The following is a 12,914-nucleotide window of genomic DNA, read 5'->3' on the forward strand; positions in this document are numbered from 1 at the left end:
TGCCAAGCTACAGACCGGAATGCCCGCCGCCAGTTCAGCGGATTATCCACGAGATGGCACTTTGATGCTCTATTCGTTTGAAGGGCGACGAGGGCGGTCAACCACCCTCTATTGCTGCGGTGTGCCGAACATGGCGGTCCAATAGATGCCCGCATCGCTCTTGGGGTCCATGGCATAGGCCGCGCCCAGTTCGCGAAACTGCGGATTCATCAGGTTGGCGCAATGGCCGGGGCTGGCGAGCCAGCCGTCCACCACCTTGCGCGGAGTATCCAGGCCGGCAGCGATGTTTTCACCAATCGCCTTGGCGGTATAGCCGGCCAATTCAGCACGGTCACCGGGGGTTCTGCCATCGTGGTCCAGGTGATCGAAGAAGTTGCCGTTGGCCATGTTGCGCGTGTGGCTATTGGCGGCGCTGGCCAGGGTGTCGTTCCAGGCCAGCGGGGTAGTGGCGGTAAACGCTTGGGTGCCGCACTGGTGCGCTTGGGCGCGGGCGGCATTGACCAGACTGAGCAATTGCTTGCCTTCGGTCTGCCAGTCGCCCCGGCCGCTGGACAGCAGCGGGCGCGCCAGCACGATGCGCCAGTCCTGGCCCGTGTTGCTCACGCCGATATCGACATACTGCGGGTCCAGCACCACTCGGCAAAAACTCTCGCTCACCGCCTTCATGGCCGCGGCGGCATCCTTGGGCCCGGACAGGCTGATGGCCTGCACATTCACCATCGGGTACGCCGCCCGCGCCAGCGCCTGCTGCAGGTCGCCGGCGTTATTGGCTGGCAGCACCAGGCGCGCGTCGCTGGTCAGCGGCGGTAATTCCTGGGAACCCTGATCCCCGCAGCGTTGCACCTGGCTGCGGTAGGCATTGATCTGTTGTACCAACTGACTTTCTTCATTCGCCATCGCGCTGGCGCAGAACACCGTACTGGCGGCCAGCGTCGTAAGACCCATCATCAATGACAGAACGCGCATGGACGTTACCCTTGAGCTTGAAAGTGCCCATGATGCGCGAAGTAACCCGGTCCGGCGCAACGCCTTTTTTGTTTTTTTGCCTCAACGGGTGTTCAGCGGCGGCGTAACGCTGGCAATGCGGCACACTGCCATTGCAGCGGCCAGAACGATCAGCCCCACCGCGACGCTGAACGTGACGTGCAGGCCAAGGGTGACAGATTCAGGCGTGGCGTGGATGACATCCGGACTGGCCCAGGCGAATACCGCGCCCAAGGCTGAGGTGCCGAGGATCAGGCCCAGGTTGCGTGACAGGTTGAGCAGGCCCGAGACCGTGCCGCGGCGGGAGGCGTCCACGTCGCTCATCACTGCGGTGTTGTTGGCGGCTTGGAACAGGCTGTAGCCGCAGGTCAGAATTACCAGCGCGCCCAGATAAGCCATCAGCCCCGACGCCAAGGACAGCAGCAGCGCGCCGCCCAGCAGTGTGCTTAGCCCGAGCAGTGTGACGCGGCGGCTGCCCAGGCGGTCGGTCAGGCGTCCGGCCGGCACGCCGGTGAGCGCGGCGACACCCGGCCCGACAGCCATTGCCAGGCCCATCCATTCAGGCGCGAGGCCCAGACCGCGTGACAGGTAAAACGGCCCGACCACGAAGGTGGCCATGATCACCGCCGATACCAGCGCGCTCATGGCCAGGCCGGCGCGTAACGGCGCGGCTTTCAAGGGCGACCACAGGCTGCCGGGTACGCGTGCGTGCGGCAGATCCACCGGTAGATAGCGCCAGGCCAGGGCGGCGGCCAATACCCCCAGTGGCGTGCCCACCATAAATAATGCGTGCCAACCCCATAGGCTGAGCAACACGCCGCCGACACTGGGGCCCATCGCCGTACCGAGTGCCGACATGGTGCCCAGCAGGCCCATGACTCGGCCGATACGCTCCTTGGATACGGTATCGCCTACCAGACCCATGGCCATGGCCATCATGCTTGCCGCGCCGAGGCCTTGCAGCACACGCGCGGCGATCAAGCCATTCAATGAGGGGGCAACGCCGCACACGGTGCTCGCCACCGCGAACAGCAACAGCCCAGCGATCAACACCCGACGGCGCCCCAGGCGATCACCCAAACGACCCGCACTGACGATCACTGCCGTGATGCCGAGCAGGTACGCCAGCACCACCCACTGCACCGCCGGGAATGCTGCATTGAAGGTCTGTGCCAGCGTCGGCAGGCCGACGTTGGCGATGCTGGTGCCCAGCGAGGCCAGCAGCATGGATAGGCACAGGCTGACTAGAGCGCCGCGCGAAGAGATGGGCATGGGAACTCCTTGACTGAAGATGACTGACAGAACTCTACGGCCTGGCCTAACATGGCGGAAGACGCATGGATTGCATTAAATACCTGCATAAAACGCCTGCTTGGGAGCGCTGATGCCTGATCTGAACCTGTTGATCACCCTGGACGTGCTGCTCGCCGAGGGTAGCGTGGAACGTGCGGCCAAGCGCCTGCACTTGAGCCCTTCGGCCATGAGCCGGGCCTTGGCGCGTCTGCGGCACACCACGGGCGATCCGTTGTTGGTGCGTGCCGGTCGTGGCTTGGTGCCGACGCCTCATGCGTTGGCGTTGCGCGAGCAGGTCAGCCGCTTGGTGCAGGAGGCACAGGCGGCCCTGCGCCCGGCGCAGGCGGTGGACATGGCCCTGGTCGAGCGCACCTTTACGTTACGCACCAGCGAAGAGTTCATCGAGTGTTTCGGCGCCGCGTTGCTCAGGCGTATCGCTCAAGAGGCGCCAGGCTTGCGTCTGCGTCTGCTGAGTAAAACCGACAAGGACACCGCACCGCTGCGCGACGCCCGTGTGGATCTGGACATCGGCGTGGTCGACCCCAGCGCCGGCCCCGAGGTGCTGACCCAGACGCTGTTCCGCGATCGCTTGATCGGCGTAGTGCGCAACGGCCATCCCCTCAGCTGCGGCGCGGTCAGCCTGCAACGCTACGCCGAAGGCCAACACCTCTATGTATCGCGGCGAGGCCAGGACCGTGGCCAGATCGACGATGCCCTGCAAGCCCTGGGCGTTACGCGGCAGATCCACACCATCGTCGCCGGGTTCGCCACGGCCATCGCCCTGGCACGGGACACCGACCTGATTGCCAGCGTCCCCGAACGCTATATTGCCCAGCGCAACGAGCTGTTCTGCTTTGAACTGCCGCTGAGCCTGCCCACCTTCAGCGTGGCAATGCTTTGGCACCCGCGACTGGACGCGGACCCGGCCCACCGCTGGCTGCGCAGTTGCCTGCGTGAGGTGTGCGGGCCATGAACCGGGTGTAACAGGTACAATCGCCGCTGCCTTGAAGCCCAACCCCCAGGAATGTGCATGTTCAGCCTTACCCGTTACACCACGCGGTGCCCCGAGCCTATCAATGGTCAGATCCTGCAGATGGTGGTGGACAACCTCACCGATATCAGCAGCGTCGCGCTGCCCCCCAGCAACCTGCTGTACAACATCTATCAATACGCCATCGGCTTCGAGGTGCACTTGTATCTGGAGGCGTTGAACGGTGAGAAGGGCATCGCGGTGGAGCTGGTGGTGGCGACGGATGCCGAGGATCCGGAACAGGTGATCGGGTTTCTGTTGTGTTTACCGGTCAAGGATGACCCCGAGGCCTGTGGCATTCCCTTTATGGCCGTGCAGGCCGGTTCGCGGCGCCACGGGGTAGGGCGCGCCATGATGCAGGACGTGCTGGCTCGCTACCCCCATGCGGAGCTGGCCTGCTCGGTGGAAAAGGTGCCGGCCTTCGAGGCCATGGGGTTCCAGGTGCGCGGCGCACGCGACACCCAGGTGCTGATGAACACGCGTAGCTACGGCACCGACGGGCTGATGGGCGTGCTGGACGTGGCCGCGATCTACCGCTCGCTGGAGGTGCAGCAGATCCATGCCTACCTGCTGCAACGACACGGCAAACGCGCAATGGTCGACGCCGAGCGCCAGCGCGACCGCCACCTGGATCAGCTGGCGCGCAAGGTGCAGGCGTTCGTCACGGGCGAGCGCGGTTGATCATCGCTGAAATGATCGCCTGCAATTCCTGCTGAGCTTCTTCACGGCTGACTTCGCCATTGGCCGCTGCGTGGGACAACGCTTCGGCCGCCCCGAGCATGGCCCTCAAGCCGGCTTGAGGCACTGTGCCGGAGGGAGCGAAGGGCGCCAGAGCATCGCGGCATTTGTCGAGGAAGATCGCTTCGTACTTGCGCTTGAGGGTTTCCAGTTCCGGGGAACTGTTCAAGGCCGCAATCACGCCTGGGATTTCCCGGCCCTGCAATAGCACACAATCGATGTAGCACGCGGCAATCACTCCGGCGCGGCCTTCGAGGGTGGTGTCGCTGGTGTCGAGTGCGTCGACAAACGCCTGGTTCTGGCGTGCGTCGAAATCTTCGTACAGCGCCGCCAGTAACCCCGCGCGGGTGACGAAATGGTCGTAGACCACCGGCTTGGTGACGCCCGCCAGTTCTGCCACCCGGCCCAGGGTCAGGGCATCGGTGCCTTCATCGCGCACCAGCTGCCAGGCCACCTCCAATAATTGTTGCAGGCGATCTTCACGGGACAGACGACGGCGGGGTGCAGGAGATTCGTGGCTTGACATGCTTATATACCAAAAGTAACTTACTGTTCGTAACTTAAGCCCAGAGCCTAAACCGAACCGGAGTGAATGTCATGCACGCACTGATCGTTGTTGCCCATCACGACCCACAATCCCTGACCCACAGCATTGCCGCCCAAGTTGCCCATGGCCTGCGCCTAGCGGATCACACCTCTGAAATCGCCGACCTCGCCGCCGAGGGCTTCGACCCGCGTTACAGCGCTGCCGACCATCGGGTGCATCGCGAACGCGCCGCACCACCGGCCGATGTGCTGGCCGAACAGGCCCGCATCGACCGCGCCGATGCGTTGGTTCTGGTGTTTCCCATTTATTGGTGGTCGATGCCCGGCCTGCTCAAGGGTTGGATTGACCGTGTATTCGTCAACGGTTGGGCCATCGACTACGGCCCGGACACCCCGGTGGTGAAAAAACTCGGGCATTTACACGTGCACCTGCTGGCGCTTGGCGCGGCGGACTTCAGCGCGTACGAACGGCATGGTTATGCCCAATCGATGCACACGCAGATTGACTACGGCATCTTTGATTACTGTGGCGCGAAGGTGCTCACGTCCGACCTGCTGCTGGACTCGGAAAGCGGCAGCGCAGAGGCCCATTTGAGCACCGCGAGAACCGTGGGCCAGGGGCTGTTCAAGGCCGAAACGGTGACGGGCTGACTTACCCGTCGCGAAACAGGTCGTGGGCGTCCAGCAGGCGGTAGGCAATCTCCGGGCGTTTTTCCATGCCCCGGCGAATCGCCGCCGGAATCGCTTGGCGGGTTTTGCGACATAACCCGGGCAGGTCGTCGATGACGATCTGAATGCCGCGCATGCTTTTGACTTCGGTGTGGCCCGGCGCGATGTGTACGCGGATGCCCAGCAGTTCATACATGCGTTGTTGCAGGCGTTCCAGGTCTTGCAGGTTTTGCAGGTTTTCCAGGCGTTCGAGCAGGCGCTTCTCTTCCTGGCGGGTGAGGCCGAGGATGCGCAGGTCCGCGTCGGGCGCTTGCAGCAATTGCTCGCGCTCGCATACGCAGGCGCCGGGTGGGCAGGGTTGGCGAATGTTCATGTTCAGTCCTCCCCATTCCGGCGCGCCGGGCTCAATAGGTCAGTGCGACACCCAGGCTGCTCAAGGCCTTCCAGTAGTCGGGATAGGTCTTGGCCACGCAGTCCGGGTCCTGGATGCGAATGCCCGCCACCTTCAAGCCGGCCAGGGCAAAGCACATGGCGATGCGATGGTCGGCGTGGGTGTCGATCAGCGCGGTGCAGGCGGTGCCGGCCAACGCCGGGTCGCTGGCCACCAGCAGGTCGTCGCCTTCGATGGTCGCCAGGCCGGGGCGGATTTCATTCAGGCCGTCATGCAGCGCCTGCACCCGGTCACATTCCTTGACGCGCAGGTTGGCCAGTTCGGTAAAGCGTACCGGGGTGTTGTTGAACGCCGCCAGCACCGCCAGGGTGGGGATCGCGTCCTGCATCTGCGAGCCCACCACCGTGGCCTGCATATCCGGGAACTGGGCGATCACCGCCTGCGCCTTGGCGTCCGGCTGGGTGAAATCCTGGGCCGCTACACCGATGTCGATACGCCCGCCAGTCAACACTTCGGCGGCCCACAGGTAGGTGGCGGCGGAGGCGTCGGGTTCGATCAGGTAGTCATGGGCGGTGTAGCCAGTGGGGGCGACGCGCCAGGTGGTGTCGTCGACGGCATCGACCTGCGCTCCGAAGGCGCGCATGCAGTCCAGGGTCAGGTCCACATAGCCACGGGCGCCAATGTCCTTGCCGGTCAGCGCCACTTCAATCGGCGCTTCACCGCAGGCGGCAAGCATCAGCAGGGCCGATACGTATTGGCTGGACAACCCGCCGTCGATCTCGAAGCGCTTGGCCTGCACCTTGCCCGTGCCGTGCACGGTGACTGGCGGGCAGCCGCTCGGGCTGTCGACCTGGATGCCGTTCTGCCCGAGGGTGGCCAGCAGCGGGCCAATGGGGCGCTTGCGCATGTAGTCGTCGCCATCGAGCACCACGGTGCCTTGCACGGTGGCCACGGCGGCGGTGAGAAAGCGCATGGCGGTGCCGGCGTTGCCGAGGAACAGCGGTTGCGCCGGCAACTGCAACTTGCCCTGACCGGTGACCACGAACGTGGTGTCGTCCGGCTCCTCAATGGTCACGCCCATCTGGCGCAAGGCCACCGACATGTGGCGGGTGTCGTCGCTTTTCAGTGCACCACTCAAACGGCTGGTGCCCTTGGCCAGGGCCGCCAGCAGCAATGCACGATTGGTAATGGATTTGGAGCCGGGGGGCGCGACCTTGCCGATGAGCGGGGCGTTGGGCGGGGTAACGGTCACGGTTTTCTGCGAACTCAAGGTACAAGGCTCCTGATTCAAGGCAAGGTGGCACGGAGTGGCCGACGGGGCGGACCCGAATAATCGGGCATTGATGCCGTGCTGTCGAGGCTTAGCGCTGGCTCGACCAGTAATCATGCAACGCCCGCGCTGCCGGTTCGATCTGGCCGGCGCGCTGCTGGTGGGCCTGGATATCCAGGTCGGCGGGCAATTCAAAGTTGTCCTGTTCGGCGCACCAGGAGATTTTCTCCAGATTCGCTGCCTGTTCGGTCGGCAGCGGCGGCCAGTTACCGATGGCAGCGCCACGGATGTAGCCAAAGCACCATTCTTCAGCCAGGGTCACCGTCTGTGCCCGATGCTCGGTTTCGTCAAAGCGCGGCGTGAAGCCCGGGGCGTCGCCGGCCAGTTGCGCCGCCAGGGTGTTGAGGTGGCGCACGCACAGGTCCAGAAACTGCTGCGCCTCGTCGGCGCTTTCCCACTCGGGGTTCTGGCCGCCCCAGATCGCCGGGAACCACTCGGCGATGTCTACCGGCGCCGGGCCGGAGACCAGCGCGGTGAAATAGCCGTCGAGTTCGGCCACGTTCAACACGGAGTGGTCATCGCCGTACTTGAGCAGGGTGTCTTCCAGGGCGGCGAAATCGGCGGGGGCGAGGGGCTGGGCGTGCATGGGCATATCCTTTAAACGTCGAACGCCGCACATTGCGCGGCTCAAAGCACGAAGGATGGCGTGTGCGCGGGGTTTTATCCAGCCTCTTTTCCATCCCGCTGGCCAGTCCCGCTTTTGGCCGATGCGCCGTCGCGCACCCTTGTTATAGTCTGGGCCTTCACCTTCGCCAGTCAGGGATCATGGCCATGTCCGAATACCAAGCCTTTGTCGTCGAACTCAACGGCAACGTTGCCCATGTGCAGATCAACCGCCCGGAAAAAATCAACGCGATGAACGCCGCGTTCTGGACCGAGATCATCGACATTTTCCAATGGATCGACGACACCGACGCCGTGCGCGCCGTGGTGCTCAGCGGTGCCGGCAAGCATTTTTCCTCCGGTATCGACCTGATGATGCTAGCCTCGGTGGCCAATGACCTGGGCAAAGACGTGGGCCGCAACGCGCGCTTGCTGCGGCGCAAGATCCTCGAACTGCAAGCCTCGTTCAATGCCGTGGACAATTGCCGCAAGCCAGTGCTGGCGGCGATCCAGGGCTATTGCATCGGTGGCGCGATCGACCTGATCAGTGCCTGTGACATGCGCTATGCCGCCGAAGATGCGCAGTTCTCCATCAAGGAAATCGATATCGGCATGGCCGCCGACGTCGGCACGCTGCAACGCCTGCCGCGCATCATCGGCGACGGTATGCTGCGCGAACTGGCTTACACCGGGCGCATGTTCGGCGCAGAAGAGGCGCGCAGCATCGGCCTGGTCAACCGTGTGTATGCCGATCACGACAGCCTGTTGGCCGGCGTGCTGGAGATCGCTCGGGACATCGCGGCCAAATCGCCGATTGCCGTCACCGGCACCAAGGCAATGATCAGCTATATGCGTGACCATACAGTCAATGACGGGCTGGAGTACGTTGCCACCTGGAACTCGGCTATGTTGCAATCCAACGACCTGCGTGTGGCCATCGCGGCCCATATGAGCAAGCAGACACCCGAATTCGTGGATTGATAGACATGACCCCAGGCTGGATTACCACAACGCTTCTGGACAACGACACCCCTGGCGGCTGGGCTGTCGCCCGCAGCCGCGAAGGCTTTTTACACGACGCCAATGGCCCGCTGTTTCCGCGGGAGTGGCTCAAGCGTCAGGACCTTTCGGTGTTCGCCGAACACGGTATCGGCCACCTCGACGGCGAGCCGGTGTACCTGCTGGAGCTCAACGCCCCCAGCGATGTGCTCGGCTGCAGTTGGCAGGGCTTGCGCGGTTTTATGCTGCAAGGCGATCACACCCTGTACAAAGTGCTGGGTTACGCCGCGCAGATCGGCACCTGGGCCCGCGAGCACCGCTTTTGCGGCAGCTGCGGCCTGGCCATGGTGCAAGTGCCACGCGAACGCGCAATGTATTGCCAGGCGTGCGACCTGCGCAGTTACCCGCGCATCTCGCCGAGCATGATCGTGCTGGTGACCCGTGGCGACGAAATCCTGCTGGCCCGTTCGCCGCGTTTTGTGACCGGGGTCTATAGCACGTTGGCCGGGTTTGCCGAGCCGGGGGAGTCGGCCGAAGACTGCCTGATTCGCGAGGTGCGCGAGGAAGTGCAGGTGGAAGTGCAGAATATCCAGTACATGGGCAGCCAGTGCTGGCCGTTCCCCCATTCGATGATGCTCGGCTTCCATGCCGAGTACGCCGGTGGCGACATCGTGCCCCAGGCCGACGAGATCGAGGACGCGCAGTGGTTCAACATCCATGACCTGCCGCCGTTGCCGGCGTCGCGTTCGATTGCGCGCTACCTGATCGACCTCTATGTGGCGCGCCGCTTAGGCCACGCTGAACCAGTGCTGCCAGGCTAAGCGCACGGTCAGGCCGAGGACCACGGTGATAAACACCGGACGAATGAATTTGGCGCCGCCGCTGATCGCGCTGCGAGCGCCAAAGAAGGCCCCGCCCATCACCGAAATCCCCATCGCCAGGCCGACTATCCAGTCCACCGAACCGTTGAAGATAAACACCGACAGCGCTGCCGCGTTGCTGACGAAGTTCATGCTGCGTGCCACACCGCTGGCCTTGACCAGGTCGATGGGGTGCAGCAGCAGGGTGCTGACGGTCCAGAACGCCCCGGTGCCCGGGCCTGCTACGCCATCGTAGAAGCCCAGGCCGAAGCCTTGGGTGGCCTGCCACTTTTTCTTGATCGGCGCGTCGACGTCCAGCGGCGCCTTGGGCGTGCCGCCGAACAACAGATACAGGCCGCAGGCGAATACGATCACCGGCAGCATTTTGTTCAGGGCCTCGGCTGGCAGGTAGTGGGCGACCACCGCACCGGCCAGAGCGCCCACCAGCGTGCCGATGATGGCGTGCATCCATTGACGCGGGTGAAAAAGCTTGCGGCGGTAAAAAGTAAAACTGGCGGTGGCCGAGCCGAAGGTGGAACTGAGCTTGTTGGTGCCCAGCACCAAGTGCGGCGGCATGCCGGCGGTGAGCAGCGCCGGGGTGGTCAACAGCCCGCCACCGCCAGCGATGGCATCGATAAAACCGGCAATAAAGGCCACGACGGCGAGGATGGCGAGGGTGGTGAGATCAACGCTGAGTTCGAAGGGCATGGGCAGGGCTTATGGTTGGCAGGGCGCTATGCGGAAGGTCGCCATCTTACCTGCCGAATGTATGCAGAACCAACTATGGGAGGGTGCTTACCCCCGATTGCGGTGTATCAGTGACAGATAAGCTGATTGACACATCGCAATCGGGGACAGCCCCCTCCCACCTATTTGGCTATTTGTGGTTGCCCAGCCACTCCAGCGCGGTGCGCCAGATGCAAATCCCCAGAAAGTATGCCGACATCAGCGACCACAAGCCGAATGTCCACGGATTGGTGTTGGGATAATCCACGACCATCAAAAAGCTGCACAGCAACCAGATGGTGGTCACCGCGATATTGATCGGCATAAAGCGCTTGACCCGAAACGGGTGCAGAAACTTCATCGGCGTGACGGTCAGCAGGGCCAAACCGATGACCGTCAGCAAGGTGACCCACGCGTCCGGCTGGATGATGTACACGCACAGGGCTACCACGTTCCAGGCGGCGGGGAAGCCGACGAAATAGTTGTCCTTGCTTTTCATGTTGACGTTGCAGAAGCAGAACAACGACGACACCAGGATCACCGACACGGTAAACAGATGGGTGAAGTCCGGCAGGTCGATGTAGCGGTAGATAAACAGCGCGGGGATAAACACGTAGGTGAGGTAATCGATCACCAAATCCAGCACCGAACCGTCGAAGCTCGGCAGTACCGTGCTGACATTGACGCGCCGCGCCAGGGAGCCGTCGAGGCCATCCACCACCAGCGCCAGGCCCAGCCACAACAGGCAAGCCTTGGGCGAGTTTTCCAGCAGGGCCAGGGTGGCCAGGAAGGCCAGGACCACACCGGTGGCGGTAAAGCCGTGGGCGCCCCAGGCTTTGATTCTGGCTACATGCAGGGTCGATATCACGGGCGGTTCTCCAAAGGTGGAACGGGGCAGCCGACAACGTGACGCGGTCGAGTCTGGCCGGGGAATGCAGGTATCGACCGGGAAGGGGGGGGATAAGGTTCACCGCCCGGCGTCTTGCTTAGGGTAGCAAGCGTAGGACGTTTCGGCATCAGCCCTGGCGAAACACCAGGGCTTTGAGGCCACTTTGTGGGTCGATGTCGGGAAATTCCGGCGGGTTCGCCAGGCGCTGCACGAAATGCAGCCCCGGCGCTTCGCGGGTCACGCCATCGATCAGGAAGTCTTCGCCGAAGGCCGGATCGTTCATGCACGCCAGCACCGTGCCCTGAGCGGTCAGCAGTTCCGGCAGGCGTCGCAGCACGCGCTGATAGTCCTTGGTCAGCAGAAAACTGCCTTTCTGGAACGATGGCGGGTCGATGATCACCAGATCATAGGGGCCGTTGTTGATCACTTTTGCCCAGGATTTGAACAGGTCATGGCCCAGAAACGTGACGCGGCTCAGGTCATGGCCGTTGAGCCGATGATTGTCGCGGCCACGGCTCAGGGCGCCGCGTGCCATGTCCAGATTCACCACGTGCTCGGCACCGCCTTCGATGGCCGCCACGGAAAAGCCGCAGGTGTAGGCAAACAGATTGAGCACGCGCTGGCCCTTGGCCTGTTCGCGCACCCATTGGCGCCCGTAGCGCATATCGAGGAACAACCCGGTGTTCTGCTTTTTACCCAGGTCGATCAGGTAACGCAGGCCACCCTCGGTGATGATCTGCTCGTCGATCGCTTGCCCCACCAGCCATTCGGTGGTGCTTTGTGGCAAGTAACGGTGTTGCAGGGCGATTGTGTAAGCGCTGAACTCGCTTTGCAGCAGCTGTTTCAGGGCTTCCAGCTGTGCCGCCTGCGGCTCCTTGAATAGCGAGACCAGCAGCACGCCTTGCAGCCAATCCACCGTCAGTTGCTCCAGGCCCGGCCAGCAACGGCCACGGCCGTGGAACAGGCGTCGGGTTTCACTGGGCGGGTTGGCCAGGGCCGTCAGCAGGTGAGCGTGGAGGGTAGCGAGTGCGTCTGGGGTCATCGTTGAGCGTCGGTGATTGAGCGGGCGGCATTTTAACCACACGCGAGGAATGGAGCGGTATGAAGTGACACACAACGGCCTGAATTCGAGCGCTACATGGCGGCAATCAGAGCAGGCCCAAAGGCGTCCTTGAGGAAATTCGGCGCGATATATCGCTGGTAATGCGCCTCGGACAACAGGAAAAACTCCCGATCGATGGCATCGCGCAAATCCGCCAGATGACGTTCGCGAAACTCCGGCAACAGCGCCAGACCGTAAGCGTCCAGGCGGGAGATCACCCGCGCACCGCGCGCGATCAACTGATACGCCCAGCAATATGGCGACTGCTGGGGCATAAAACGGATCTGGCGGTCCTGCAGCTGCTGACGCAAGCGCTGGGGGTCGAACACTTCCAACTTGCTGGCCATCACCTGCACCAGCAACTGCTCCAGACGCTGCCACACCGCGCGCTTTTCCTCGGCGTTGTAGCCATTCCACTGGATCACTTCATGGTGATAGCGCTTGCAACCCCGGCAGACCAGGTCACCGTACACGGTGGAGCACAGGCCGACGCAGGGGGTCTTGATGGTTTGGTTAGGCATAAAAGGCTATTGGCAAAGTCTGTAGCGCACCGCGGCGCCCATGTTGGGGCGGGCAAGCCCGCTCCCACATTGATGCGTGTTCGTGGATCAGTCCCAGCTCAGCGCTCCGCCGGTCTGGTACTCGATCACGCGGGTTTCGAAGAAGTTTTTCTCTTTCTTCAAGTCCATGATCTCGCTCATCCACGGGAACGGGTTGGTCGTGCCTGGATACTCTTCCTTCAAGCCAATCTGCG

Annotated in this window: 15 protein-coding genes and 1 pseudogene; 5 read left to right on the top strand and 11 right to left on the bottom strand. The window is 63.0% G+C overall.

Annotated elements, in window-relative coordinates; translation table 11 throughout:
• Positions 1-108 precede the first annotated feature (108 nt).
• Entirely contained in the window at positions 109-966 is an 858-nt protein-coding gene (locus FIV35_RS12180) for a CAP domain-containing protein (protein WP_034137986.1), read from the bottom strand.
• 81 nt (positions 967-1,047) lie between these two features.
• Positions 1,048-2,256, bottom strand: coding sequence for an MFS transporter (locus tag FIV35_RS12185; protein WP_034137987.1), 1,209 nt, complete (start codon positions 2,254-2,256; stop codon positions 1,048-1,050).
• Between the two features lie 112 nt (positions 2,257-2,368).
• Here FIV35_RS12185 and FIV35_RS12190 point away from each other — a divergent pair, with 112 nt between their 5' ends.
• Positions 2,369-3,250 (top strand): LysR family transcriptional regulator, encoded by an 882-nt coding sequence (locus tag FIV35_RS12190; protein WP_034137988.1) that lies wholly within the window; start codon positions 2,369-2,371, stop codon positions 3,248-3,250.
• Between the two features lie 57 nt (positions 3,251-3,307).
• Entirely contained in the window at positions 3,308-3,988 is a 681-nt protein-coding gene (locus FIV35_RS12195; RefSeq protein ID WP_034137989.1) for a GNAT family N-acetyltransferase, read from the top strand.
• Here the strand turns inward: FIV35_RS12195 and FIV35_RS12200 are convergent.
• Positions 3,969-4,571 carry a TetR/AcrR family transcriptional regulator gene (locus tag FIV35_RS12200; RefSeq protein WP_034137990.1) on the bottom strand — a complete coding sequence of 201 codons (603 nt, stop codon included), beginning with the start codon at positions 4,569-4,571 and terminating at the stop codon, positions 3,969-3,971. The two genes, FIV35_RS12195 and FIV35_RS12200, sit on opposite strands and share 20 nt — an antisense overlap.
• Before the next feature lie 71 nt (positions 4,572-4,642).
• On the opposite strand from FIV35_RS12200, the gene FIV35_RS12205 reads away from it, so the two are divergent.
• A complete protein-coding gene (locus FIV35_RS12205) occupies positions 4,643-5,242 on the top strand; it encodes an NAD(P)H-dependent oxidoreductase (RefSeq protein WP_034137991.1) in 600 nt (199 codons plus the stop codon).
• Position 5,243: 1 nt separating this feature from the next.
• On the opposite strand, the gene FIV35_RS12210 is transcribed toward FIV35_RS12205, so the two are convergent.
• The 3 genes from FIV35_RS12210 to FIV35_RS12220 form a co-directional block, all read right to left on the bottom strand.
• Positions 5,244-5,633 (bottom strand): hypothetical protein, encoded by a 390-nt coding sequence (locus FIV35_RS12210; protein WP_034137992.1) that lies wholly within the window; start codon positions 5,631-5,633, stop codon positions 5,244-5,246.
• Positions 5,634-5,664: 31 nt separating this feature from the next.
• On the bottom strand, positions 5,665-6,921 hold the full coding sequence (locus FIV35_RS12215; RefSeq protein ID WP_034137993.1) for a 3-phosphoshikimate 1-carboxyvinyltransferase: 1,257 nt from the start codon (positions 6,919-6,921) through the stop codon (positions 5,665-5,667).
• 91 nt (positions 6,922-7,012) lie between these two features.
• A complete protein-coding gene (locus tag FIV35_RS12220) occupies positions 7,013-7,567 on the bottom strand; it encodes a UPF0149 family protein (RefSeq protein ID WP_034137994.1) in 555 nt (184 codons plus the stop codon).
• Between the two features lie 185 nt (positions 7,568-7,752).
• Here FIV35_RS12220 and FIV35_RS12225 point away from each other — a divergent pair, with 185 nt between their 5' ends.
• Both FIV35_RS12225 and nudC read left to right on the top strand, forming a co-directional pair.
• The gene (locus tag FIV35_RS12225; protein WP_034097182.1) at positions 7,753-8,565 is read left to right on the top strand and encodes a crotonase/enoyl-CoA hydratase family protein; all 813 of its coding nucleotides are present in this window, start codon (positions 7,753-7,755) and stop codon (positions 8,563-8,565) included.
• Positions 8,566-8,570: 5 nt separating this feature from the next.
• Complete coding sequence (gene nudC, locus FIV35_RS12230) at positions 8,571-9,404, top strand: NAD(+) diphosphatase (protein WP_034097183.1); 834 nt, start codon at positions 8,571-8,573, stop codon at positions 9,402-9,404.
• Here the strand turns inward: nudC and FIV35_RS12235 are convergent.
• From FIV35_RS12235 to FIV35_RS12255, 5 genes and pseudogenes are all read right to left on the bottom strand, one after another.
• A complete protein-coding gene (locus FIV35_RS12235) occupies positions 9,372-10,151 on the bottom strand; it encodes a TSUP family transporter (RefSeq protein ID WP_034137995.1) in 780 nt (259 codons plus the stop codon). The genes nudC and FIV35_RS12235 overlap by 33 nt on opposite strands.
• Before the next feature lie 169 nt (positions 10,152-10,320).
• Positions 10,321-11,037: a phosphatidylcholine synthase gene (pcsA, locus tag FIV35_RS12240; protein WP_034137996.1), complete on the bottom strand. Its 717-nt coding sequence runs from the start codon at positions 11,035-11,037 to the stop codon at positions 10,321-10,323.
• A gap of 148 nt (positions 11,038-11,185) precedes the next feature.
• On the bottom strand, positions 11,186-12,100 hold the full coding sequence (locus tag FIV35_RS12245; RefSeq protein WP_034137997.1) for a class I SAM-dependent methyltransferase: 915 nt from the start codon (positions 12,098-12,100) through the stop codon (positions 11,186-11,188).
• A gap of 92 nt (positions 12,101-12,192) precedes the next feature.
• Positions 12,193-12,681: a DUF1289 domain-containing protein gene (locus FIV35_RS12250; protein WP_034137998.1), complete on the bottom strand. Its 489-nt coding sequence runs from the start codon at positions 12,679-12,681 to the stop codon at positions 12,193-12,195.
• An 87-nt stretch (positions 12,682-12,768) separates the two neighbouring features.
• A pseudogene (locus FIV35_RS12255) lies at positions 12,769-12,914 on the bottom strand (ribonucleotide-diphosphate reductase subunit beta); the annotation flags it as partial.

This window comes from Pseudomonas rhodesiae, assembly GCF_007858255.1.
Lineage (GTDB): Bacteria > Pseudomonadota > Gammaproteobacteria > Pseudomonadales > Pseudomonadaceae > Aquipseudomonas > Aquipseudomonas rhodesiae.